Source organism: Paraburkholderia tropica (genome assembly GCF_914484835.1).
Classification (GTDB): domain Bacteria; phylum Pseudomonadota; class Gammaproteobacteria; order Burkholderiales; family Burkholderiaceae; genus Paraburkholderia; species Paraburkholderia tropica_A.
The window spans coordinates 142,952-167,049 of the sequence record NZ_CAJZAR010000031.1; the positions used below are offsets into that span (position 1 = coordinate 142,952).

Sequence of the window (24,098 nt, forward strand, 5' to 3'; positions counted from 1 at the left end):
ATGCGCACGTCTGCTCCGCACGCATCGCCTGCCGGTTCACGTCGACTTCATCGTTCCCCTGTTGCGGAACCTGTGCCGTCAGGCGTCGCTCAGGCCGCCTTCGCCTGCGCTTCCGGTGCCTGCGCGATTTCGAAGTTCGCCATGATTTCGAGCGCACGGATCATCGCCGAGTGATCCCAGGCCTTGCCGCCGTTTGCCGCACACACGCTGAACAGTTGCTGCGCGCTCGCCGTGTGCGGCAGGGCGATGCCCAGCTTGCGCGCGCCGTCGATCGCGAGGTTCAGATCCTTCTGGTGCAGCTCGATGCGGAAGCCCGGATTGAACGTGCGCTTCGTCATGCGCTCGCCGTGCACTTCGAGAATGCGCGACGACGCGAAACCGCCCATCAGCGCCTTGCGCACGCGCTCGGGATCGGCGCCCGAACGCGCGGCGAACAGCAGCGCCTCGGCCACGGCCTCGATGTTCAGCGCGACGATGATCTGGTTCGCGACCTTGGTCGTCTGGCCCGCGCCGTTGTCGCCGACGAGCGAGATGTTCTTGCCCATGATCTCGAACAGCGGCTTGGCCTGGTTGAAGGCCTTCTCCGGGCCGCCGACCATGATCGACAGCGTGGCGTCGCGCGCGCCGACTTCGCCGCCCGAGACCGGCGCGTCGAGATAATCGCAGCCGAGCGCGTTGATCTGCTTCGCGAACTGCTGCGTTTCGAGCGGCGAGATCGAGCTCATGTCGATCACGAGCTTGCCGGCCGAGAGACCCTTGGCCACGCCGTCGTCGGCGAACAGGACGTTCTGCACGTCGGGCGTGTCCGGCACCATCACGATGATCACGTCCGAAACCTGCGCGACGGCGGTCGAGTCGGCGACCACGGTCGTCTGCGTGCGCAGATCGTCGGGCACCGGATACTTGCCGTTGACGGCGAGCGTGTGGCCGCCCTTCAGAAGGTTGCGCGCCATGTGCGCGCCCATGATGCCGAGGCCGATAAAACCAATCTTTGCCATCTGTGTTGTCTCCAGTTGAGTCGAATGCGGTTCGATGTGTCGATGTATGTGCGGTGCGCGATCAGGCGCAATCGGGCGAAATCAGGCCAGTTCGGCGGCGCGTTGCTGCGCGCTGCGCAGCCAGCCGAGGCCGTCGACGGTGGCCGCTTTCGGCTTGTATTCGCAGCCGACGTAGCCCTCGTAGCCGAGCGTATCGAGCAGATCGAACAGGAACGGATAGTGGATCTCGCCCGTGCCCGGCTCGTTGCGGCCCGGGTTGTCGGCGAGCTGGATGTGGGCGATCTTCGCGAACTGCTTCTTGATGGTCGCGGCGAGTTCGCCTTCCATGCGCTGCATGTGATAGATGTCGTACTGCAGGAACAGATTGTCCGAGCCGACTTGCTCGATCACGTCCAGACCTTCGGCCGAGCGGTTCAGCGCGAAGCCCGGAATGTCGTAGCTGTTGCACGGCTCGACCAGCAGACGAATGCCTTCGCGCTTGAGTTCGCCCGCTGCGTAGCGCAGGTTCTCGACGATGGTCGCGAGCGCGGTGTCGCGGTCGATGCCCGCCGTCGGAATACCGACGAGGCAGTTCAGCTGCGGCACGCGCAGCGCCTTGGCGTATTCGATCGCGCGTCCTACGCCTTCCTTGAATTCGCCCTTGCGATCGGGCAGGCAGGCGATGCCGCGCTCGCCGGCTTCCCAGTTGCCGGCCGGCAGGTTGTGCAGCACGAGCTTGAGATCGTGCTCGTTCAGGCGCTCGACCAGTTCGGCGGCCTTGTACGGATACGGAAACAGGAATTCCACGGCGTCGAAGCCCGCCTCGGCGGCCGCGGCAAAGCGGTCGAGAAACGGCACTTCGTTGAACAGCATGGTGAGGTTCGCGGCGAATTTCGGCATGTGTGTCTCGCGGGTCGGTCAGGGTGGGAGCGTCCGCTTTTCGCGCATCAGGGCTGAGCGCGAAAAGCGGGTGGAAGCACTACGGAAGCACAGCGAAAGTCAAACGTCCATTCATCAGGATTGCAGAGCAACGGCCGTCGGCGCGTGTTCCGGCTTCTCGGCGAGTTCCTCGAACTCGTTGATCGCGTCGATCTCGGTGCCCATTGCAATATTGGTCACGCGTTCGAGAATCACTTCGACGACCACCGGCACGCTGAACTCCGCGGCCATCGATTGCGCCTGCTTGAGCGCCGGAGCGATCTCCTCGGGCTTGAACACGCGCAGCGCCTTGCAGCCGAGGCCTTCGACCACGGTCTTGTGATCGACGCCATAGCCGTTCACTTCCGGCGCGTTGATGTTCTCGAACGCAAGCTGCACGCAGAAGTCCATGTCGAACTGGCGCTGCGCCTGGCGGATCAGGCCCAGATACGAGTTGTTCACCAGCACGTGCACGTAGGGCAGCTTGAACTGCGCGCCCACGGCCAGTTCCTCGATCATGAACTGGAAGTCGTAGTCGCCCGAGAGCGCCACGATGGGGCGCGTCGGATCGGCCGCGCGCACGCCCAGCGCCGCCGGAATCGTCCAGCCGAGCGGGCCCGCCTGGCCGCAGTTGATCCAGTTGCGCGCCTTGTAGACGTGCAGGAACTGCGCGCCCGCGATCTGCGAGAGACCGATCGTGCTCACGTAGCAGGTATCGCGGCCGAACGCCTTGTTCATTTCCTCGTAGACGCGCTGCGGCTTGATCGGCGCGTTGTCGAAGTGCGTCTTGCGATGCATCGTGGCCTTGCGCTGCTGGCAGTCGGCCACCCATGCGCTGCGGTCCTTGAGCTTGCCCGCGGCCTTCCATTCCTTGGCGACTTCGACGAACAGTTCGAGCGCGGCCTTCGCGTCCGAGACGATGCCGAGATCCGGGCCGAACACGCGGCCGATCTGCGTCGGTTCGATGTCGACGTGCACGAACTTGCGGCCCTTCGTGTAGACCTCGACGCTGCCCGTATGACGGTTGGCCCAGCGGTTGCCGATGCCGAGCACGAAGTCGGAGGCGAGCATCGTCGCGTTGCCGTAGCGATGCGAGGTTTGCAGGCCGACCATGCCTGCCATGAGCGGATGGTCGTCGGCGATGGCGCCCCACGACATCAGCGTCGGAATCACGGGCACGCCCACGGTTTCGGCGAACTGCACGAGCAGGTCTTCGGCCGCCGCGTTGAGCACTCCGCCGCCCGAGACGATCAGCGGTTTCTCGCTCGCGTTGAGCAGTTCGAGCGCGGCTTCGATCTGCTTGCGCGACGCCTTCGGCTTGTAGACCGGCAGCGGCTCGTACAGGTCGATGTCGAATTCGATTTCGGCGAGCTGCACATCGATCGGCAGATCGACCAGCACCGGACCCGGACGGCCCGAGCGCATCAGATGGAAGGCCTGCTGGAACACGCGCGGCACCAGCGCCGGCTCGCGCACGGTCACGGCCCACTTGGTGACGGGCTTGGCGATCGACTCGATATCGACGGCCTGGAAGTCTTCCTTGTACAGACGCGCGCGCGGCGCCTGACCCGTGATCGCGAGGATCGGAATCGAGTCGGCCTGGGCGGAGTAGAGGCCCGTGATCATGTCGGTGCCCGCCGGACCCGAGGTGCCGATGCACACGCCGATATTGCCCGGCGCGGCGCGCGTGTAGCCTTCGGCCATGTGCGAGGCGCCCTCGACGTGGCGCGCCAGCACGTGCGTGATGCCGCCGGCTTTCTTGAGCGCCGAATAAAACGGATTGATGGCGGCGCCCGGCACGCCGAAAGCGGTGTCGATGCCTTCTTTTTCGAGCACCAGCACGGCGGCGTCGACGGCTCTCATTTTGGCCATGAAATGTCTCCTCAATGTTGCGATGACCTGAACAGGCCGATGAATACTGCGCTTGAGGATCACTGTAGGCTCGCAGGAAAGGTTTGATAAGATCAGTCCGGGTCGCTTATTCCGATACAAAAAGTATGGAATGAATCGGGAGTGGACCGGCGGCGCAGGCACAACGAGGAGACAGGCGATGGACCGCTTCAAGCAGATCGAGACTTTCGTGCGCGTCGCGGAGGCGGGCAGCCTCGCGGCGGCGGCGCTGGAGGAGGGCGTGTCGCCCGTGATTCTCGGACGCCGGATCGACGCGCTGGAAAAGCGCCTCGGCGTGAAGCTCATGTACCGCTCGACGCGGCGGCTCGTGGTCAGCGAGGAGGGCGCCGCGTTTCTGGAGCGCTGCCGCGGGCTGCTGGCGGAATGGGAGCAGGCGGAGAACGAGTTGTCGGCGGGGCGGCGCGTGGTCAACGGGCATCTGATCGTCTCGGCGCCCGCCGCGTTCGGGCGCAAGCACGTCGCGCCGCTCGCGCCCGCATTTCTCGCCGACAAGCCGGAGCTGCAGGTCTCGTTCAACCTGACCGACCGCGTGGTCGATCTGGTGCGCGAGGGTTACGACCTGTCGATTCGCATCGGCGGCTCGGTCGATCCGAATTTCGTCGCCGTGAAGCTGGCCTCGAACCGGCGCGTGGTGTGCGGCACGCCCGAGTATTTCCGCAAGCACGGCCGGCCGAAGGCGCTCGAAGATCTGCCGGGCCACAATTGCCTCGCGTTCAACCTGCAAGGCGGGCAAAACCGCGGCTGGTATTTCCGCCGCAACGGCAAGCTCGCGACCGTGCGTGTGGGCGGCAATCTCGACTGCAACGACGGCGAGCTGCTGCACCGCTGGGTCACGGAAGGCCTGGGGCTCGGCTGGCGCTCCACGTGGGAGATCGACGCCCAGCTCGCGCGCGGCGAACTGGAGACCGTGCTCGACGACTACGCGCTGCCCGATTACGACATCCTCGCCGTGTATCCGCAGCAGCGCTATGTGCCGGCCAAGGTGCGCTATTTCATCGATTATCTGAAGGCGGTGTATTCGCGGCCCGGTTACTGGACCGAGGACTTTTAAGCGGCCGCATCGCACCGGCCGCTTTTTCAGCCCACCACGATCACGCCGTTCATCGTCTCGTGGCCCGAGCCGCAGAAGATGTCGCAGAGAAACTGCACGGTGCCCGCATCGCCCGCCGTGGCCGCGAGCTTGACGACGCTGCCGGGCGGCACGTCGGCGCGCACGCCGTACTGCGGAATCGAGAAGCCCATCGTCGTGTCCTGCGACGTGATCTCGAACACCACGCTCTCGTGCGGCGCGAGCGCGATGTGATCGGGCGTGAACACGAAGCGGCGCGCGTGAACCTGGATGACGCGCGGCGCGGCCTGCGCGTCCACACGCAGCAGTGCCGTGGCGCCCACAGTCGCGGCGGCGAGCGCGAGCCAGCGGCGGCGCGCAAGGCGCGGCTCGCGCGCGCGCAAACGATGAAGTTTCAGCATGGTGGTCTCCTGGTTTCGTTCGCTTTCGTGCGATGTCGTGCGATGTCGTGCGATGTCGGGACGTTCAGCCGATCTCGCGGATCGGCACCTCGGTGAGCGCAAAGGCGCCCGGCGCGCCATTCACGTCGACGCTGCGCCAGCCGAGCCCCTTGTACGGCGCGGCCGCGTCCCACGGCACCGGCAGACGCTTGGGCTGCGACATCGGCGCGGGCAGCGCGAACATCAGCGAGCGCGCGGCGTGATGCGAGACCGAGCCCGTCATCGTGTGGTTCTCCTGATGAATGTGGCCATAGAACACCGTGACATTCGCGTGCTTCTGCAGCAGCGCGATGGCCTGCGCGCCGTCGCGCGTGGCCCAGTCCCATTGCGGCGCGAGATCGAACAGCGGCCGATGCGTGAAGACGACGATGCGCGCGTCCTCGCGCTGGCGGCCGAGATCGTCGGCGAGCCAGGCGAGTTGCGCGTCGCCGATGCGGCCCGCCGGGTCCGAGACGTTGTCGAGCACGATGAAATGCACGCCGCGATGGTCGAAGGTGTAGTGCGTCGCGCCGAAGATCTCGCGAAACGCCTCGCCGTTGTCGAGACTCGCATCGTGCTCGCCGGGCATCAGATAGAGCGGCTTCACGCGCAGGCCAGCGACGATCTGCTGGAACTCGCGCATGCGCGCGCGGCGCACGGCGGGGTCGTCGGTGGTGTGCGTGAGGTCGCCCGTGAAGACGACGAAATCGGGCGTGGCGGGCAGCGCGTTGACGGCGGCGATGGCCTTGGGCAGCGTGCCTTTCGCGTCCGGGTTGATGGCCGGGCCTTCGAAGCCCCAATGGGCGTCGGAGAGCTGGACGAAGAAGAAGTCGGCGTGGCCGGCCGCCTGGCCCGCGGCCCAGCCGGGCAGGGCCGAGGCGAACACGGCGCCGCCGCCGAGCGCGGCCAGCTTCAGGAAATGACGCCGCGAGAGCGGCGCGGGGGTGGTCGGCATGACGGTCTCCTCGTGGATGGGCGCGCGCGGGGTGGTCGGGCTGCAGGGCAATTGCGTTTGCGCGTGACTGTCTTACCGGTTTCAGCCCGCTTCCATTCCCGATTTATTTTTGATTTCGCGGCCGATTCGCGGGAATAAACTGCCTGTGGAGCCGGTAATGCCGATGTGAGGCGGACGTGTCGCGGACGGCGGAATGAACCTGCGGACACGGTGCAGTCGAGGTGTGGCGGGTTGTGGCGAGCGGTGTTCGAAGCGCACGGCCGATGCATGGCCGACGCATGGCCGACGCACGGCCGCAGTGCGGGCAAGACGATGAGCGTGGCGCACGAGGGGACGAGGTGGGCGAAACCGCGAACGGGCAGCACGACGAGGCGCAGCGCAGCAGCCAGGAAATGGCGGCGCGCAGCGGGCGTTTTCAGGCGCTCGCGCTGCCGCATCTCGATGCCGCGTACAACCTCGCGCGCTGGCTGTCGCGCAATCCCGGCGACGCCGAGGACATCGTGCAGGAAGCGTTTCTGCGCGCGTTCCGTTTCTTCGACACGTTTCGCGGCGAGCAGGCGCGCCCCTGGCTGCTCGCGATCGTGCGGCGGGTCTGGTACGACGAGTGGCGTCGGCGCGCGGGCGCCGAGGAAGTGGCGCCGTTCGACGAGTTGCGCGACGACACGCCACCCGACGGCTGGGACACCGGCAGCATCGACCCGGAAACGCTCGCGATCCGCGCCGAGGACACGCGCCGCGTGCAGGACGCGCTGCAGCGTCTGCCGGTCGAGTATCGCGAAGTGCTGGTGCTGCGCGAACTGGAGGAAATGGGCTATCGCGAGATCGCCACGGTCATCGACGTGCCGGTGGGCACGGTGATGTCGCGTCTCGCGCGCGGCCGCAAACGGCTCGCGGCGATGCTGGCGGCCCAGCAAGGGCGGGGCGCGTCGGTGGGCGCGCAGTCCGGCGCGCAGTGCGGGCCGAAGTGCGGGCCGAAATCCGCGTCGAAATCCGGGCCACAGCCCGACGCCGCCGCGCACGACCGCAAGACCGATTTCGGGGGCAGCAGCAAAGCGTCGGGACCATCCGGCCGGGGGCCAGACGGCCGGTTCCGCGAGGAGCCGGCCGTCGACGGCGGACATCCCGAGCCGTCGACTTCGCCCGTTGCGGGGCCTCTCATGGGCACCCGCGCGGCTTCTACTCATGTCACGCCGACGACGGAGGCGCCAGATGAACTGTGATGAAGCGCGCCCGCTGCTCGATGCGAGCGTCGACCGGGAACTGTCCGCCGCCGACGAATGGCGCGTGCGCGAGCATCTGAGCGGCTGTGCGCCATGCCGCGACGCGGCGGACGTCGTTCAGGCGATTTCGCGAACGGCGCGCGCCGCGCCTTACCATCGCGCGCCGCCGGATCTGGCCGCGCGCATCGTGGCGGCGTTGCCGCCGCTCGACGCGCCGAACCCGGAACCCGCGCCGCGCATGGTCGCCGACGATGACGCTCGCGTCGCGAAACCCACCCGCGCCGAGGACGGCAAAAAGGCAGGGTTCGCAGGATGGCGGTGGCCGTCTTTCGGCGGATTCGGTGGATTCGGTGCATTTGGCGGATCCGGCGCAGCGGGCGGCGCGCCGGCCACGGGCGCGCGCGCGCCGGCCTTCGCGTGGTCCGCGCTGGGCGTGCTCGCGCTGGGCGCATTGGGTCTGGTCGCGGCGCTGCATCTGCGTGAGCCCGCGGCAACCGGCGCCTTCGTCGACGAACTCGTGGCGAGCCACGTGCGCGCGCAGATCTCGGGCCGCGACCTCGACGTGATCTCGACCGACCGCCATACGGTGAAGCCGTGGTTCAACGGCCGCATCGACTATGCGCCGCCCGTCGAGGATCTCGACGCTCAGGGTTTTCCGCTCGTCGGCGGTCGGCTCGACTATGTGGGGCGCGAGCGCGTCGCGGTGCTCGTGTACCGGTTCCGCAAGCACGTGATCGATGTCTATGTGTTCCCGCCGGGCACGTCCGGGCCGCAGGCGGACGCCGCCGCGCCGCCGCGCGACGACGGCTACGCGCTCGCGCATTGGCAGGCGGGCGGCATGACGTGGTGGGCCGTGACCGATGCGGGGCCGGATGCGCTCGTCGGCCTGCGCGCCGCGCTCGACGCACGGCTCGCGGGCGGCGGAAGCGGGGGCTAGGGCGCGTTTTGCGGTGATCCGCGCGGCCCCCGCGTGGTCCGGCATGGTTCAACTCACCGCGCCAACCGCGCAAGTCCTTGAAAACACGCCCGAATCAGATCGCCGATGCATGATGGCGGTTGCGCACGTAGCCCGATCGCGCTACAATCTTCGGCTTCTCACTTGCCGCACCGGTTCCGACGCCCGGGTGGCTTTAATCCACAAGGAGTGAATATGCGTCATTACGAAATCGTCTTCATCGTGCACCCCGATCAAAGCGAGCAAGTGCCCGCAATGATCGAGCGTTACAAGAGCACGATCACGTCGCACGGTGGCCAGATCCACCGTATCGAAGACTGGGGCCGTCGCCAACTGGCCTACATGATCGAGAAACTCGCGAAGGCTCACTACGTCTGCATGAACATCGAATGCGACCAGACTACGCTCGACGAACTGGAACACGCGTTCAAGTTCAACGACGCTGTTCTGCGTCACCTCATCGTCAAGATGAAGAAGGCCGAAGCAGGCCCGTCGCCGATGATGAAGGAAGTGCAGCGCGAAGAAGCCAAGAAGGCGGCTGCTCAGCCGACCGAAGCGCAGGCTTAATACACAAGCCATCAGGATTCGAGCTCTCTTGCTTAAGCACACTGCGTGAACAGGCTGCAACTCACGGCTAGCGTCGTCGAACGCGAACCGGTGCGGTATACCCCCGCCGGCGTTCCGATTGCCAGCGTTACGTTGCAGCACCGCACGGAAGTCGTCGAAGCGGGTATTCCCCGATTCGTCGAACTCACGATGCCCGCGGTGGCGGCCGGCAAGGCCTGCGGTCTGGTCGAAAGCTGCGAGATGGGCGTGGAAGCGCTCTTCACCGGTTTTCTGGCGAAAAAGCACCGCAATGCGCGAACCCTGGTGTTTCACATCACCGAAATGCAAGGTACAGGAAAGGACTAATCATGCCCCGCCCGACTGGTAAGAAATTCGACAAGCGTCGTCAACAACAAAACCCGCTCTTCAAGCGCAAGAAGTTCTGCCGCTTCACGGCTGCTGGCGTCGATCAGATCGACTACAAGGACATCGAAACGCTGAAGGACTTCATCGGCGAAAACGGCAAGATCACGCCGGCTCGTCTGACGGGTACGAAGGCCCACTATCAGCGTCAGCTGGACACGGCTATCAAGCGCGCGCGTTTCCTCGCGCTGATGCCGTACACCGACCAGCACAAGGCCTAATAAGACGACGCTACAAGGAGCAATTGAATGCAGATCATTCTTCTGGAAAAAGTCGTCAACCTGGGCAACCTCGGCGACATCGTCAAGGTGAAGGACGGTTACGCACGTAACTTCCTGATCCCGAACAAGAAGGCTCGCCGCGCAACGAAGGACGCAATCGCTGAATTCGAAGTTCGCCGCGCTGAACTCGAAAAGGCCGCCGCTGAAAAGCTGGCAGCTGCACAAGGCGAAGGCGAAAAGCTGAGCGGCCTGACCGTTCAGATCGGCCAGAAGGCCGGCGTCGACGGCCGTCTGTTCGGTTCGGTCACGAACGCGGACATCGCCGAAGCGCTCACGAAGCAAGGCTTCGCAGTGGAAAAGATGCAAGTGCGTCTGCCGGAAGGCCCGCTGAAGATCGTTGGCGACCATTCGGTGCAAGTTGCACTGCACACGGACGTGCTCGTCGACATCACGGTGTCGGTGCAAGGCGAACACGCCTAAGCACGCATGCGGTCCTCACGGACCGCGTGTTCGCGCCGTTCTACGTCGCAAAGAACAAGAAAGGCAGGAGCCGCAGGGCTTCTGCCTTTTTTGTTGCGCGCTCATTGCCTTCGCTTGTTGCACACGCTTTTTGCACTTTTTGAAGCTTGTGAGCGCCCGCCCGCTGTCCGATAATTGCCCTCCATGAACGCTCCGAAAGATCCCCAACTCGAGTCGCTGAAAGTCCCGCCGCATTCGATCGAAGCCGAACAATCGGTGCTCGGCGGCCTGCTGCTGGATAACGGCGCCTGGGACCGGATTGCCGACTTCCTCTCGCAAAGCGACTTCTACCGCTACGATCACCGCCTGATCTTCGAGCATATCGGCCGTCTGATCTCGTCCGCGCGACCCGCCGACGTGGTGACCGTGTTCGAATCGCTCGGCACCTCGGGCAAGGCCGAGGATGTGGGCGGTCTCGCTTACCTCAACGCGCTCGCGCAGAACACGCCGAGCGCCGCGAACATCCGCCGCTACGCGGAAATCGTGCGCGATCGCGCGGTGCTGCGCCGCCTCGTGTCGGTCGCCGACGAAATTTCCTCCGACGCCTTCAACCCGCAGGGCAAGGAAGTGCGCCAGCTGCTCGACGAGGCCGAGGCCAAGGTGTTCTCGATCGCCGAAGACGGCGCGCGCGGCACGCAGGGCTTCCTCGAAATCGGGCCGCTGCTCACGCAGGTCGTGGAGCGCATCGACACGCTCTATCACACGGCCAATCCGAGCGACGTGACGGGCACGCCCACGGGCTTCATGGACCTCGACCGCATGACTTCGGGCATGCACGGCGGCGAGCTGATCATCGTGGCAGGCCGTCCGTCGATGGGTAAGACCGCGTTCTCGATGAACGTCGGTGAATACGTGGCCGTGGAATATGGCCTGCCGGTCGCGGTGTTCTCGATGGAAATGCCGGGCACGCAGCTCATCATGCGTATGCTCGGTTCGGTGGGGCGCCTCGACCAGCACCGCATGCGTACGGGCCGCCTGACCGACGAGGATTGGCCGAAGCTCACGCACGCCGTGCAGAAAATGAGCGAGGCGCAGATCTTCATCGACGAAACCGGCGGCCTGAACCCGATGGAACTGCGCTCGCGCGCGCGGCGCCTGTCGCGCCAGTGCGGCAAGCTCGGCCTCATCATCATCGACTACCTGCAGCTGATGAGCGGCTCGGGCAGCGGCGAAAACCGTGCGACCGAAATTTCGGAAATCTCGCGTTCGCTCAAGAGCCTGGCCAAGGAACTCGACGTGCCCGTGATCGCGCTCTCGCAGCTCAATCGCGGCCTCGAACAGCGTCCGAACAAGCGCCCGGTGATGTCGGACCTGCGTGAATCGGGCGCAATCGAACAGGATGCGGACGTGATCCTGTTCATCTACCGCGACGAAGTGTACAACCCGGACAGCCCCGACAAGGGCACCGCCGAGATCATTATCGGTAAGCAGCGTAACGGTCCGATTGGTCCCGTTCGGCTCACGTTCCATGGTCAATACACGAAGTTCGACAATTTTGCCGGCGCGCAAACCTTCTACGGCAGCGAGTAAGAGCGCAGTCTGAACTGTCAAGACGCGGCGGGCGGCTTATGCGCGATAGTGGCGCAAATGCCGCTGCCGTGTCCGTCGACAAGTGCGGCGCTTTCCTCCTGACGTTACAATATTGCCGTTTTATGACGGCTATCTTGCTGTTTTGTGACGGCAATCCGAGACCAATTACCGGGATCCCAATGTTCGGTCGATTCATGCCCACCGAGGGCAAGTTCTTCGAAATCTTCAATGCGCACGCGAAGTGCATCGTTTCCGCTGGCCGTGAGCTCGAGCTCCTGATCGACAATCTGGCGGACGCAGAAGTCCACAAACAGAACGTGCAGAGCGCCGAAAAGGCCGCCGACAAGCTCACGCACGAGTGCATCGACCTGTTGCACAAGACCTTCATCACGCCGCTCGACCGCGACGAGATCCACAAGCTCATCACGACGATGGACGACTGCCTCGACCTCATGGAAGACGTCGCCACCGCCATTTCGCTGTACGACGTGCAGGCCGTGACGGCCGAGGCGAGCGAGCTCGCGCACGTGGTCACGGCGTCGGCCGAGCGCGTGCAGGCAGCCGTGGCGCTGCTCTCCGACATGAAGCAGGCGCGCGATATCCTGAAGGCGTGCGAAGACATCGACCGCCTCGAGTCGGACGCCGACCGCCTGCTGCGCGGCGCGATCTCGAAACTCTTCCGCGAGGAAGACGACGTCAAGAACCTGATCAAGCTGAAGGCGATCTACGAATTGCTCGAGGCGATCACCGACAAGTGCGAGGATGTCGCGAACATCATCGAAGGCATCGTGCTAGAGAACGCCTGAGCAAATCACGATGCATTCGATACAACTCGCGCTATGGGTGGTCGCGACCCTCGTCGCCATCGCGCTCATTTTCGACTTCATGAATGGCTTTCACGATGCGGCGAATTCCATCGCCACCGTCGTGTCCACGGGCGTCCTCAAACCGCAGCAGGCGGTGGCGTTCGCAGCCATGTTCAACGTGATCGCCTATTTCGTCTTCCACCTGAAGGTGGCGCAGACAGTGGGCAAGGGCACCATCGACCCCGATATCGTCGACCACTACGTGGTGTTCGGCGCGCTGATAGGCGCGATCGGCTGGAACGTGCTGACGTGGTACTACGGCATTCCGTCGAGCTCGTCGCACGCGCTGATCGGCGGTCTCGTGGGCGCGGCGCTCGCCAAGTCGGGCTGGCACTCGCTGAACTTCGACGGCCTGATGAAGACCGTGGCGTTCATTTTCATTTCGCCGCTGCTCGGTTTCATTCTCGGCTCGTTGTTCATGCTGCTGGTGTCGTGGCTGTATTTCCGCACGCCACCAAGCAAGGTGGACCGGCGATTCCGGCGCTTCCAGCTGGTCTCGGCGGGCCTCTATAGCCTCGGCCACGGCGGTAACGACGCGCAGAAGACCATCGGCATCATCTGGATGCTGCTGATCGCGACCGGTTACTCGGCGATCGGCTCGGATGCGCCGCCCATCTGGGTGATCGGCGGCTGCTATCTGTCGATGGGTATCGGCACGCTGTTCGGCGGCTGGCGCATCGTGCGCACGATGGGCCAGAAGATCACCAAGCTCAAACCCGTGGGCGGTTTCTGCGCGGAAGCGGGCGGGGCGCTCACGCTGTTCACGGCTTCGTGGCTCGGCATTCCCGTGTCCACCACGCACACCATTACCGGCGCGATCGTTGGCGTGGGCGCGACGCAAAAGCTCAGCGCCGTGCGCTGGGGCGTGGCAGGCAACATCGTGTGGGCCTGGGTGCTGACCATTCCGGCTTCGGCCACGCTCGCCGCGGCGGGCTGGTGGATCGGCCATCGGCTGATGTAAGAGCCGACGTGAGAGGCTGCGGCCTCCGTGTTGCAAAACGGCGCCTTCGGGCGCCGTTTTTTTATGCGCGGCGCGCCGCCTCAGATCACGGGCGTGGTGCAGCCGTCCATCGGCACGATTGCGCCCGTGACGTAGCTCGCTCGGCGGCTGGCGAGAAAGAGCGCCACGTCGGCGATTTCCTCGGGTTTGGCGTAGCGCCCGAGCGGCACCTTGGCCTCGCCGCGTGCGAGGGTTTCCTCGGCGCTGACACCTTCGCGGCCCGCTTCGAGTTTCACTGCTTCCTGAAGCCGCTCCGTGAGCGTGGCGCCCGGATTGATCGCGTTGATGCGGATGCCGTATCGCGCGTGATAGTGCGCGAGGCCGACCGTCGCGAGCATGAGCGCCGCGTTGGCCGCGCCGCCCGCGATATGGATGTCGCTCGCGTATTTGCCGCCCATGCCGATGATATTGACGATCGCGCCCGGCTCCAGCGCCTTGCCCGCCTTGATCCGCTCCACCATGCGGCGCAGCACTTCCTGCTGCGGATAGATGTACGGAAAGTACTTGGCTTCCATGGTGGCCTTGAAGGCCTCGGCGTCGAGCAATTCGGGGTCGTAGCGGCGGGCGGCGCCCGCGCTGTTGATCAGGATGTCGATGGGGCCGACGGCCGTGGAGACTTCCTCGACCACGTCGGCGGCGCTGTGCGCCTCGTGCAGGTCGGCGCGCGTGAGATGCACGTGCAGGCCTTCGCTCGCCAGCTGCTCGCGGGCGCGCGCGAGATTGGCCGGCTCGCGCGAGACGATCGCGACTTTCGCGCCCTCCTGGGCGAACGCGCGGGCGCAGGCCAGCCCGATACCCTTGCTGCCGCCCGTGACCAGAACCACCTTGTTGCGGAGTCCGAGATCCATCGCTGCCTCGCTGCGGAAAAGTCCAAAAACAGTACCAAAACGATAGCAGACGCGGCGGGCGCACGGAACCGCCGGAAGCAGACGTTGGCCTTCCGGCCAGGGCGATTCGGGCTGAGGGCCGTGTCGGCCGGTGGCGTGCGCCTAGTACGCGCCGTTGGCGAAACGCGCGATCGGATCGTCGCTCGATTGCGTGGGGGCGGGTGAAGCGGCGCCCGCTGTCGAGGCGCGCATGATCTGGACCGGTGCCTGCGCGGGTTGCATGGGCTGCACCGGCTGGATGGCCGTGGAGCCGGCCTGCGCAGCCTGGCGTTCGGCGGCGGACGCCCGCGGCGGCGGGGGCTCGAAGGCATCCGCGGCGGCGTCGATGGCGTCCGGCGCATTGGCGCTCGGCGCAGCGGCGACCGCGCCCGCGTCGCGCGCCTGCATTTGGGCGGCGCCCATTGCGGCGGGCGGCGGCTCGAAGGCATCGGCGGAGGCAGCGGCTGGTTGCGGCGATGCCACGGGTATCGCTGCCGTGTTCGTGTAAGTGCCTGGCGGCGCGGTCGTCAGGCGTCGCTGATCCGCCGCCGCAGCGCTCACGCGCGCCGCAGGCGCGGCAATCGCCACGCTCGCGGTCGGCGTGACCGGCGCGGGCGCGGCGGCTTCATAGGTCGGCGTATCGAACGGCGTGCTCGGCGCACGTTTGGGCGGCGCCATGCGGCGGATGCCGTCGAAATGCTTCGCCCAGTACGGATTGGTCAGATAGTCGAGCCGCACCGTGCCGCCCGTCGACGGCGCATTCACGAAGCGCAGGTTGCCGACGTAAATGCCCACGTGCGAATGCGGTCGTCCGGTGGTGTTGAAGAACACGAGGTCGCCGGCCGCGATTTCGTCGGGTTCGATCGACTCGCCGCGCTGGCTCATGTCTGCCGTGGTGCGGGGCAGGTCCACCGACGCGGCGCGTGCGAACACATATTTCACAAGACCGCTGCAATCGAAGCCGCTATCGGGCGTATTGCCGCCCCAGCGGTAGGGAATGCCGACGAGACCCATCGCCTGGATCGAGATTTCCTCGCGGCCGATGCTGTGGTCGACGAAATTGGGGAAGCCGGGCGGCTTGGTGCGCCACTCGTAGCCGCCGCTCGATCCGCTGCCGCGCGACACCTTCTGCGGCGCGCTCGAACACGCCGCAAGGAACATCACGATCAGCAACGGAAGCCAGAGTCGACGCATTAAAAGCGGACGGCGAACGACGCGCGTCCGCCATTGGGGAAAACCGGTAATGGTCGGATGGTAGCCCGTCGCACAGGGCTTCGGCAAGAAATCTTGAGGAATTACTTGAAGTTCACGCGCGATCTGTTGCGGCTTCGGTACGCCGCGCTGCCCCGAAATCCGCGCGCCAGCGGGCATTGCGCAAGAAAAAAGGACCGTATCCGGTGATCCGAATACGGTCCTTTCAGGTACGGCGTGAAGCGTGCGGCGCGGGCGGGAACCCGTGCCGCAGGGCGTTTTACAGAATGTCCGACGCGTAATCGGCCAGGCGCGAACGCTCGCCGCGCGCCAGCGTCACGTGGCCGCTATGCGCCCAGCCCTTGAAGCGGTCGACCACGTAGGTCAGGCCCGAGCTGCCTTCGGTCAGATACGGCGTGTCGATCTGCGCGATGTTGCCGAGGCACACGATCTTCGTGCCGGGGCCCGCGCGCGTCACGAGCGTCTTCATCTGCTTCGGCGTGAGGTTCTGCGCCTCGTCGATGATCAGATACTTGTCGACGAAGGTGCGGCCGCGCATGAAGTTCATGCTCTTGACCTTCAGGCGCGAGCGGATCAGCTCCTGGGTCGCGGCGCGGCCCCATTCGCCGGCGGCGTCGTCGGTCTTCTGGAGCACTTCGAGGTTGTCGTCGAAGGCGCCCATCCACGGCTGCATCTTTTCCTCTTCCGTGCCCGGCAGGAAGCCGATGTCCTCGCCAACCGGCACCGTCGCGCGCGTCACGATGATCTCGTTGTAGCGCTTGTCGTCGAGCACCTGCGCGAGGCCCGCCGCGAGCGCGACGAGCGTCTTGCCGGTACCGGCCTGACCGAGCAGCGTGACGAAGTCGATCTCGGGATTCATCAGCAGGTTCAGCGCGAAATTCTGCTCGCGGTTGCGCGCCGTGATGCCCCACACGTTGTTCTTGTGGTGGCCGTAGTCACGCAGCGTTTGCAGCAGTGCCGTCTTGCCGTTGAGCTCGCGCACGATCGCGTGGAACGCGGGCTCGCCGTTCTGCGGCTCGAGATAGACGAACTCGTTGACGAGCATCGACGCGCACTCGGGGCCCGTCACGCGGTAGTACGTAGTGCCGGTCTTGGTGTCCTGCCAGGACTCCATGCCCTTGGCGTGCTTCGCCCAGAAGTCCTGCGACAGCGCGCGGATGCCCGAGTACAGCAGGTCCTTGTCTTCGAGAACCTGGTCGTTGAAATAGTCTTCGGCGGGCAGGCCGAGCGCGTGCGCCTTGATCCGCATGTTGATGTCTTTCGACACCAGCACGACGAGGCGATCCGGCCGGTCGCGTTGCAGCGCGCGCACCACGCCGAGGATCTGGTTGTCGGCCTTGCCTTCGGGCAGGCCGTCGACCGGATCGATGTGCGTGAGCGTGGTCTGGAAATACAGGCGGCCGAGCGCCTCGCGGCTGCCGAGGCGCGCGAGCGAAATGCCTTCCGAGATCGTGCCCGCGTTCGCCACGAGCTGATCGAGCGTGCGGCTGACCTGACGCGCGTTGCGCGCGACTTCCGACATGCCTTTCTTGTGGTTGTCGAGTTCTTCCAACGTCATCATCGGCAGATAGACGTCGTGCTCCTCGAAACGGAACAGGCAGGTCGGGTCGTGCATCAGCACGTTGGTGTCGAGCACGAACATCTTCTGTACTTCGACGGTTTCTTCCGGGTGCACGCGTTTTTTCGTGCTGCCGCGCGTGGCCGGCGCAGCCGTGCCGCCCGAAGCCTTGGCCGCGGGCTGTTTGCCGCTGCGCGCGACGGGTGCTTCGGCGGCCGGCGTGGCATTGGCCTGGAGCGGCTGCAGCAGCGCGGCGGTCTGTTTGCGTTTTCGTGCGGGGGCCGGCGCGACGGGTTCGAGCGCGGCGAGTTCGGCGCTGGCGGAAGGCAGCGGCACGGTACGCAGCGTGGTCGCGGCGTTCGCCGCTTCGGTCATCGGTTCGGCGACGCTTGCCGCACCATAGGCGGCGACGTCGTTGGCAAGTTCCGAGGCAACGTCGGCGGCGTCGTTTTCACCCGCTGCTTTGCGGGTGCTGCGCGAGGTCTTCGCGCGCGCCTTGTATTCCTCGGGCGGCAGCAGGTTGCCGAGCTTGCTGGGGGGAGTAGGCAAAGGCATGGTGTCCCTCGAAAAATTCGGGTCGAGTGGTCGCGGGGTTACCCAGTAAGGTGCGCTTTCGGGCGGCGCGTGCGGACAGCCGGGTAGGCCGCCGCCGTGACCGCGCTGGGTGCGCGCTCAGGTCTGAAAATGCCGGTTCGCCTGTTTTTCGATCGGCTCCTTGACGTTGACGCGCACCGGGTCGCTACGCCGGCACGGCGTGGAGGGAGTGAGATTCAACAGAAAGGCCAACAAAAAAGCCGCCGCCCCGACTGACGAGGCAAGCGGCTTGACTGCTGTGCTGACACGCTGCCCCGGAAGCGCATTTCCGGCCACGGCGTGACCGGTTGCGAGACCGCTGCAATGCATCAAAAAATGGGTTGGACAGGCACTCATTGCAGCCCAATATAACGCGCCTCAAAGCGCTTGTACAGCCTCCAGAACTTCCTCGACGTGGCCCGGAACCTTGAGGCCACGCCACTCGCGGCGCAGCACGCCGTCGGCGTCGATGAGGAAGGTGGAGCGCTCGATTCCACGCACTTCTTTGCCATACATTTTCTTCATTTTGATGACGCCGAAGAGCGAGCACAGCGCTTCGTCGCCATCCGATACCAAGGTAAACGGCAGTTCGAGCTTGGCCTTGAAGTTATCGTGCGAACGCACGCTGTCGCGCGAGACGCCCACGATGGTGGCGCCGGCCTTCTTGAACTTCGCGAACAGGTCGCGGAACTCCATGCCTTCGCGCGTGCAGCCCGGCGTGTTGTCTTTCGGATAGAAGTAGAGGACGACCTTCTTGCCCTTGAGGCTCGACAGCGTGAAGTCGCCGCCCGTGGCGGGCGCAGTGAAGTCGGGAACGGGTTGGTCGACAGCGATGGTCACGTCAGGCACGTGGCTCTCCCTTTTTTATTGGCTGGCGCGGGGGCGGCGCGGGCGCCGGTCGGCCGGGACGGTGTGTGCCGCTCGCGGCGCCGTGCTGGCGGCATGGGCTGCGTGCGCGAAGGAAGCGCGGTGGCGCGGGCGGCGGGGTTCAGTCGGGCTGGACGATCAGCTGGCCGGAACGGCCCGCGATCTCGCCCCAGGTGACAGGGTACGATGGCAGCGAATCCGGGTCCAGCGTCGCATGGTAGTCGCCCATCGTGGCAAACGTGTGGCCCTGCGCGCGCCAGCCCGCGAGCAGTTGTTCGAACACCGGCGCGAGCTTCTGGCCTTCGAGCTCGGCGTGCAGCGTGAACACCTGATCGCGCGGATTGTTTTCCGTGAGCTTGAGCATCCATGCGGCCACGGTGTCCGTGTCCACGCCGTCGACGCCCAGCACTTCGTCGAGCGTAGGCAGCGTGGTGGGCATCTGCACGTGGTTGAGCGTGCGGCCGTTCACGACCGGACGATAGGGCGAATGGCCGCGTCCGTCCGAGGCGTACTGCATGCCCCAGGCGTCGATCTGCTCGAACGCCGACTCGTTCATCTGCCAGCCTGCCGCGCCGTGCGTGACGGGCGGCGTGCCGAAGATGCGCGTGAAGCGGTCGTGACTCTTCTGCATCTGACGCGCGGTCCATTGCGCGTCGCGCGTACGCACGTTGTCCTGCCAGTACACGTGATCCCACGTGTGGATGCCGCACTCGAAACCGGCTTCGTGAATCGCGCGCATCTGCGCCGCCGCTTCCACGCCGATGTCGGGGCCGGGCAGCAGCACGCCGTACATCAGCTGCCTGATGCCGTAATGCTCGACCACCGAAGTGCGCGAGACCTTCTTCAGAAAGCCCGGGCGAAACACGCGGCGCAGCGCCCAGCCCGTATGGTCCGGGCCGAGGCTGAACAGGAAGGTCGCGCGCGCCTTGTAGCGGTCGAAGATGCGCGCGAGATTCGGCACGCCTTCACGCGTGCCGCGCAGCGTGTCGACGTCGATCTTGAGAACGATGCGGGCCAAGTGGCGTAGTCCCCGGCGTTACGCTTGCTGCTGTTCGACGAGCGCGCGCGCTTCGCCGACATGGCCGCGATACGCTTCGAAGATCTTGCGCAGCGCTTCGTCGAAGGTCGACGTCGGCGCCCAGCCGAGTTCCTGCATCGTGTTGTCGATCTTCGGCACGCGGTTCTGCACGTCCTGGTAGCCCGCGCCGTAGTACGCGCCCGACGAGGTCTCGACGAGCTGGACCTTCTTCGCCGTTTCCGCGTATTCCGGGAATTCGGCGGCGAGCGCCAGCATCTTGTGCGCGAGTTCGCGCACCGAGAAGTTGTTGGTCGGGTTGCCGATGTTGAAGATCTTGCCCGAGGCGACGCCGTCCTTGTTCTCGATGATCTTCATCAGCGCTGCGATGCCGTCGTCGATGTCGGTGAACGCACGCTTTTGCGCGCCGCCGTCGACGAGGCTGATGTTCTCGCCGCGCACGATGTGGCCGAGGAACTGCGTCACGACGCGCGACGAACCTTCCTTCGGCGTGTAGATCGAGTCGAGGCCCGGGCCGATCCAGTTGAACGGACGGAACAGCGTGAAGTTCAGGCCTTCCATGCCGTAGCCCCAGATCACGCGGTCCATGAGCTGCTTCGAGCACGCGTAGATCCAGCGCGGCTTGTTGATCGGGCCGTAGGTGAGGGCCGACGCGTCCGGATCGAACTGCTCGTCCGAGCACATGCCGTAGACCTCGGAGGTCGACGGGAAGACGAGGTGCTTGCGGTACTTGACCGCCGAACGCACGATCGGCAGGTTCGCCTCGAAGTCGAGTTCGAACACGCGCAGCGGCTGCTGCACGTAGGTGGCCGGCGTGGCGATGGCGACCAGCGGCAGGATCACGTCGCACTTCTTGACGTGATACTCGACCCACTCCTTGTTGATCGTGATGTCGCCTTCGAAGAAGTGCATGCGCTCATGCTTGACCAGATCGCCGAGGCGGTCCGTCTGCATGTCCATGCCGAACACTTCCCAGTCCGTGGTCTCGAGGATGCGCTTGGAGAGGTGATGGCCGATGAAGCCATTGACACCCAGGATCAGAACTTTTTTCATGGACGGGGGACAGATGAAATGAGGTCGGAGAACGCGGCGGACGTGACGACGGTCTCTTGACCGCCGTGTTCCAGATTCGGTGCGTGCCGCAGTTCGTGAATCGCGATGGCGCGGCCGTCGCCGCAAAGGGCGAAAAGCGCATTATCGCTTACGTGGATGCCGGCGGGCAATCCGGCGAGGGCGCGAGCCCGTTCGGCGTCTTGCGTGCCGGGGCGCACGAGCCGCGCGCGCGCGATCACGAAGCGATGCGCGCCGATGTCCGTGAACGCGCCCGGGTACGGCGGCGCGACCGCGCGGATCAGGTTGTAGACGTCCTGCGCGCTCTGCGAGAAGTCGAGCCGGCCGTCTTCGGGCTTGCGCCCGCCGAAATAGCTGCCTTGCGAGAGGTCGTTCGGCAGATGCGGCGCTTCGCCTGCGATCAAGGCGGGCAGCACGCGCCAGAGCGTCTGCTCGGCGGCCACCGTCACCTTGTCGAAGACCATCGCGGCCGTGTCGTCGGGCAGGATCGGCACCGGCGTCTGCGCGATGATCGCGCCCGCGTCGGGCTTCGCGGCCATTTCGTGCAGCGTCGCGCCGGTTTCCGTTTCGCCCTTGATCACCGCCCAGTTGGTCGGCACGCGGCCGCGGTACTTCGGCAGCAGCGAGCCGTGCATGTTGTAGGCGCCGCGCGCGGCGAGCGCGAGCAGGTCCACCGGCAGCATGTGGCGGTAGTAGAACGAGAAGATGAAGTCGGGCTTCGCGGCGGCAATCGCGGCGCGCAGCTCGGGACTCTTCGGATCGGCGGGCGTGATGACGTCGATGCCGTGTTCTTCGGCCACCGACTTCACGCTGCCGAACCAGATGTTCTCGGTCGGGCTGTCTTCGTGCGTGACGACGAGCGCCACGTCGACGCCGCGCGCAAGCAGCACCTGCAGGCAGCGCACGCCCACGTTGTGATACGCGAAGACGACAGCGCGTGCTTTCATGACTGGGCTCCGTGGCGCGCGTCCTGGTCGTCGCGCGATGCGTCACGCGAGTCGCCGTTCTGGTTCGCCGCGCCGCCGAGGCTCAGCGAAGCCTGCACGCCTTGCACGATGTCCTGGCGCGGCACGTCGACCACTTCGCGGCCGTTGCGCGCTTCGAGAATCGTCTGCACCAGATAGCGCGGACGCGCACGCACCTGCTGATAAATACGGCCGATGTACTCGCCGAGCAGGCCGAGCGCGAAGATGATCACGCCGAGCAGGAAGAACGTGATCGCGAACAGCGTGAACACGCCTTGCACTTCCGCGCCGATGATGAAGCGGCGGATCAGCAGCAGCACGAACAGGCCCGCCGAGCCCAGCGAGAGAATCACGCCGATGAACGACAGCCATTGCAGCGGCACGACCGAGAAGCCCGTGACGAGGTCGAAGTTCAGGCGGATCAGGCTGTAGAGCGAGTACTTCGACTCGCCCGCGAAGCGTTCTTCGTGCGCGACGTCGACTTCGACCGGGTTCTGCGCGAAGGTGTATGCGAGCGCCGGAATGAAGGTGTTGATTTCGCCGCAACGGTTGATCGTGTCGACGATATGGCGGTTGTAGGCGCGCAGCATGCAGCCCTGGTCCGTCATCTTGATGCGCGTGATGCGCTCGCGCAGCCGGTTCATGGCCTGCGAAGCCTTGCGGCGCCACAGGCTGTCCTGGCGCTGCATGCGGATCGTGCCCACGTAGTCGTAGCCTTCGCGCATCTTCTCGACCAGCTTGCCGATTTCCTCGGGCGGATTCTGCAGGTCGGCGTCGAGCGTGATGACGATCTCGCCGCGCGACTGCTCGAAGCCCGCGAGGATCGCCATGTGCTGGCCGTAGTTGCCGTTGAGCAGGATCGCGCGCGTGGTATCGGGACGCGCGCGGAACTGCTCCGCGAGCATCGCGGCGGAGCGGTCGCGGCTGCCGTCGTTGATGAAGATGACTTCGTACGAGGTGCCGAGCTTGTCGAGCGCCGGGTACAGGCGCGCGAACAGCGCGGCCAGTCCGGCCTCCTCGTTGTAGACCGGAATGATGACCGAGACTTCCGGCGCTTCCGGCGTCAAGGTGCGTTGTTCCGTTTGACTCATGTGTGCGTCTTTTCCGTTGGGGTAATCCGTGTTGCACGACAGTGTACGGCGGGCCGGCGGGGCGCGATTGACCGAACAGCGCCCACTCCGTGCGTGTACTTCCTGGCGGTGCTTACTTCTGTGCTGACTTCGCGAACTGCGTGCAGATGTCGTTGACGGCGCGGCATACGCGCGCGACGTCGGCTTCCGTCATCAGCGTGAAGAGGGGCAGCGTGACCGTGGTCTCGCCGAACCGCTCCGCGTGCGGGAACATGCCCGCACGGAAACCGCGCTCGCGATAGAGCGTGAACAGATGGATGGCCGGGTAGTGCACGCCCGAACCGATCCCGCGCTCCTTGAGCTGTTCCATGAATTCCGCGCGCGTGAGCGTGAGCTGTTCGAGCGGCAGGGTGATCTGGAACATGTGCCAGTTGCTGTTCGCGAAGTCGGCGTGCGGCAGGCCCATGCCCAGCTTCACGGCCGCGCCGCCTTCGAAGCCCGCGAAATACGCCTTCGCGAGATTGCGGCGCTGCAGCGTGAAACGCTCGATGTGCTTGAGCTGGCCGAGGCCCACGCGCGCGGCCACGTCCGTCAGATTGTACTTGCCGCCGAGCACGTCGCAGTCCATGCCGTCGAGGCCCGTGCGCGTGATGCCTTGCAGGCGGTATTTGCGCGCGAGTTCGGCTTCGTCCTCGTTGTTGAGCACGAGCGCGCCGCCTTCGATCGCCGTGAGGTTCTTGTTGGCGTGGAAGCTGAACGAGACGATGTCGCCGAGCTCGCCGATGCGCTTGCCGTTCCAGCTCGCGCCGAACGCCTGGGCCGCGTCCTCGATCACGCGCAGCTTGTGCTGGCGGGCGATCGCGTAGAGGCGGTCCATGTCGACGGGCAGGCCCGACAGGAACACCGGAATGATCGCCTTGGTGCGCGGCGTGATCGCGGCTTCGAGCTTGTCGAGGTCGATGTTGCGCGTGAGCGGGTCGATGTCGGCGAACACGGGCGTCGCGCCCACTTCGTAGATCACGTTGCTCGTGGACACCCACGAGGCCGGCGTGGTGATGACTTCGTCGCCGGGGCCGACGCCCGCGATGCGCAGACCGATCTCCAGCGTGGCCGTGCCCGAGTTGAAGGTGCGCACCGGACGGCCGCCGCAATACTCGGAGAGCGCGGCTTCGAAGGCCTGGTTCTGCGGACCGGTCGTGATCCAGCCCGAGCGGAGCACGTCGACGACGCCCTGGATGGTTTCCTCGTCGATCTCGGGTTTGACGAACGGGAGGAACGGAACGGAGGACTGCGCGGATGACTGGGTCATGAGGGCTTGGCTCGTCAGAACGTCAGATAGTGGGTGAGGCTG

General features: G+C 65.5%; 24 protein-coding genes. 10 read left to right on the forward strand and 14 right to left on the reverse strand.

The features are described 5' to 3' along the window. Positions 1-89: 89 nt before the first annotated feature. From LDO54_RS04900 to gcl, 3 genes are all read right to left on the reverse strand, one after another. Positions 90-1,013 (reverse strand): 2-hydroxy-3-oxopropionate reductase, encoded by a 924-nt coding sequence (locus LDO54_RS04900; RefSeq protein WP_356788760.1) that lies wholly within the window; start codon positions 1,011-1,013, stop codon positions 90-92. 66 nt (positions 1,014-1,079) lie between these two features. Further along, positions 1,080-1,877, reverse strand: coding sequence for a hydroxypyruvate isomerase (hyi, locus tag LDO54_RS04905; protein WP_224007245.1), 798 nt, complete (start codon positions 1,875-1,877; stop codon positions 1,080-1,082). 114 nt (positions 1,878-1,991) lie between these two features. After that, positions 1,992-3,767, reverse strand: a complete 1,776-nt coding sequence (gcl, locus tag LDO54_RS04910; RefSeq protein ID WP_224007246.1) for a glyoxylate carboligase — start codon at positions 3,765-3,767, stop codon at positions 1,992-1,994. A gap of 178 nt (positions 3,768-3,945) precedes the next feature. Here gcl and LDO54_RS04915 point away from each other — a divergent pair, with 178 nt between their 5' ends. Then, positions 3,946-4,857 (forward strand): substrate binding domain-containing protein, encoded by a 912-nt coding sequence (locus LDO54_RS04915; protein ID WP_224007247.1) that lies wholly within the window; start codon positions 3,946-3,948, stop codon positions 4,855-4,857. A 26-nt stretch (positions 4,858-4,883) separates the two neighbouring features. Here LDO54_RS04915 and LDO54_RS04920 read toward each other — a convergent pair whose 3' ends face one another. Both LDO54_RS04920 and LDO54_RS04925 read right to left on the reverse strand, forming a co-directional pair. Further along, entirely contained in the window at positions 4,884-5,276 is a 393-nt protein-coding gene (locus LDO54_RS04920) for a cupredoxin domain-containing protein (RefSeq protein ID WP_224007248.1), read from the reverse strand. 64 nt (positions 5,277-5,340) lie between these two features. Then, positions 5,341-6,249: a metallophosphoesterase family protein gene (locus tag LDO54_RS04925; RefSeq protein WP_224007249.1), complete on the reverse strand. Its 909-nt coding sequence runs from the start codon at positions 6,247-6,249 to the stop codon at positions 5,341-5,343. Positions 6,250-6,587: 338 nt separating this feature from the next. Here LDO54_RS04925 and LDO54_RS04930 point away from each other — a divergent pair, with 338 nt between their 5' ends. The 9 genes from LDO54_RS04930 (at position 6,588) to LDO54_RS04970 (ending at position 13,490) form a co-directional block, all read left to right on the forward strand. Then, on the forward strand, positions 6,588-7,469 hold the full coding sequence (locus tag LDO54_RS04930) for an RNA polymerase sigma factor (protein WP_436975503.1): 882 nt from the start codon (positions 6,588-6,590) through the stop codon (positions 7,467-7,469). Beyond that, on the forward strand, positions 7,459-8,406 hold the full coding sequence (locus tag LDO54_RS04935) for a zf-HC2 domain-containing protein (RefSeq protein ID WP_224007251.1): 948 nt from the start codon (positions 7,459-7,461) through the stop codon (positions 8,404-8,406). The genes LDO54_RS04930 and LDO54_RS04935 overlap by 11 nt, the downstream gene beginning before the upstream one ends. Before the next feature lie 213 nt (positions 8,407-8,619). After that, on the forward strand, positions 8,620-8,991 hold the full coding sequence (gene rpsF, locus LDO54_RS04940; protein ID WP_224007253.1) for a 30S ribosomal protein S6: 372 nt from the start codon (positions 8,620-8,622) through the stop codon (positions 8,989-8,991). A gap of 45 nt (positions 8,992-9,036) precedes the next feature. After that, positions 9,037-9,336, forward strand: a complete 300-nt coding sequence (gene priB / locus LDO54_RS04945; RefSeq protein ID WP_028204898.1) for a primosomal replication protein N — start codon at positions 9,037-9,039, stop codon at positions 9,334-9,336. Between the two features lie 2 nt (positions 9,337-9,338). Next, entirely contained in the window at positions 9,339-9,614 is a 276-nt protein-coding gene (gene rpsR / locus LDO54_RS04950) for a 30S ribosomal protein S18 (RefSeq protein ID WP_028216787.1), read from the forward strand. Between the two features lie 27 nt (positions 9,615-9,641). Further along, positions 9,642-10,094, forward strand: a complete 453-nt coding sequence (gene rplI, locus LDO54_RS04955) for a 50S ribosomal protein L9 (RefSeq protein ID WP_224007255.1) — start codon at positions 9,642-9,644, stop codon at positions 10,092-10,094. 183 nt (positions 10,095-10,277) lie between these two features. Further along, positions 10,278-11,663, forward strand: coding sequence for a replicative DNA helicase (locus LDO54_RS04960; protein ID WP_224007257.1), 1,386 nt, complete (start codon positions 10,278-10,280; stop codon positions 11,661-11,663). A 179-nt stretch (positions 11,664-11,842) separates the two neighbouring features. After that, entirely contained in the window at positions 11,843-12,469 is a 627-nt protein-coding gene (locus LDO54_RS04965) for a DUF47 domain-containing protein (protein WP_065060081.1), read from the forward strand. A 10-nt stretch (positions 12,470-12,479) separates the two neighbouring features. Next, positions 12,480-13,490, forward strand: coding sequence for an inorganic phosphate transporter (locus LDO54_RS04970; protein WP_224007259.1), 1,011 nt, complete (start codon positions 12,480-12,482; stop codon positions 13,488-13,490). A gap of 80 nt (positions 13,491-13,570) precedes the next feature. On the opposite strand, the gene LDO54_RS04975 is transcribed toward LDO54_RS04970, so the two are convergent. From LDO54_RS04975 to LDO54_RS05015, 9 genes are all read right to left on the reverse strand, one after another. Next, the gene (locus LDO54_RS04975) at positions 13,571-14,377 is read right to left on the reverse strand and encodes an SDR family NAD(P)-dependent oxidoreductase (RefSeq protein WP_224007261.1); all 807 of its coding nucleotides are present in this window, start codon (positions 14,375-14,377) and stop codon (positions 13,571-13,573) included. Between the two features lie 141 nt (positions 14,378-14,518). Further along, positions 14,519-15,589 (reverse strand): C40 family peptidase, encoded by a 1,071-nt coding sequence (locus tag LDO54_RS04980; protein ID WP_224007263.1) that lies wholly within the window; start codon positions 15,587-15,589, stop codon positions 14,519-14,521. Positions 15,590-15,866: 277 nt separating this feature from the next. Beyond that, positions 15,867-17,720: a PhoH family protein gene (locus tag LDO54_RS04985; RefSeq protein ID WP_224007265.1), complete on the reverse strand. Its 1,854-nt coding sequence runs from the start codon at positions 17,718-17,720 to the stop codon at positions 15,867-15,869. A gap of 396 nt (positions 17,721-18,116) precedes the next feature. Further along, a complete protein-coding gene (locus tag LDO54_RS04990; protein WP_065060077.1) occupies positions 18,117-18,578 on the reverse strand; it encodes a peroxiredoxin in 462 nt (153 codons plus the stop codon). 148 nt (positions 18,579-18,726) lie between these two features. Then, on the reverse strand, positions 18,727-19,623 hold the full coding sequence (locus LDO54_RS04995) for a polysaccharide deacetylase family protein (RefSeq protein ID WP_224007267.1): 897 nt from the start codon (positions 19,621-19,623) through the stop codon (positions 18,727-18,729). Between the two features lie 18 nt (positions 19,624-19,641). Continuing rightward, positions 19,642-20,694 carry a bifunctional UDP-4-keto-pentose/UDP-xylose synthase gene (locus LDO54_RS05000; RefSeq protein ID WP_224007269.1) on the reverse strand — a complete coding sequence of 351 codons (1,053 nt, stop codon included), beginning with the start codon at positions 20,692-20,694 and terminating at the stop codon, positions 19,642-19,644. Continuing rightward, positions 20,691-21,659, reverse strand: coding sequence for a formyltransferase (locus tag LDO54_RS05005; protein ID WP_224007271.1), 969 nt, complete (start codon positions 21,657-21,659; stop codon positions 20,691-20,693). The genes LDO54_RS05000 and LDO54_RS05005 overlap by 4 nt, the downstream gene beginning before the upstream one ends. Next, positions 21,656-22,768, reverse strand: a complete 1,113-nt coding sequence (locus LDO54_RS05010) for a glycosyltransferase (RefSeq protein ID WP_224007274.1) — start codon at positions 22,766-22,768, stop codon at positions 21,656-21,658. Before LDO54_RS05010 ends, LDO54_RS05005 begins: the two co-directional genes overlap by 4 nt. A gap of 112 nt (positions 22,769-22,880) precedes the next feature. Further along, positions 22,881-24,056 carry a DegT/DnrJ/EryC1/StrS family aminotransferase gene (locus tag LDO54_RS05015; RefSeq protein ID WP_224007276.1) on the reverse strand — a complete coding sequence of 392 codons (1,176 nt, stop codon included), beginning with the start codon at positions 24,054-24,056 and terminating at the stop codon, positions 22,881-22,883. Positions 24,057-24,098: the final 42 nt, after the last annotated feature.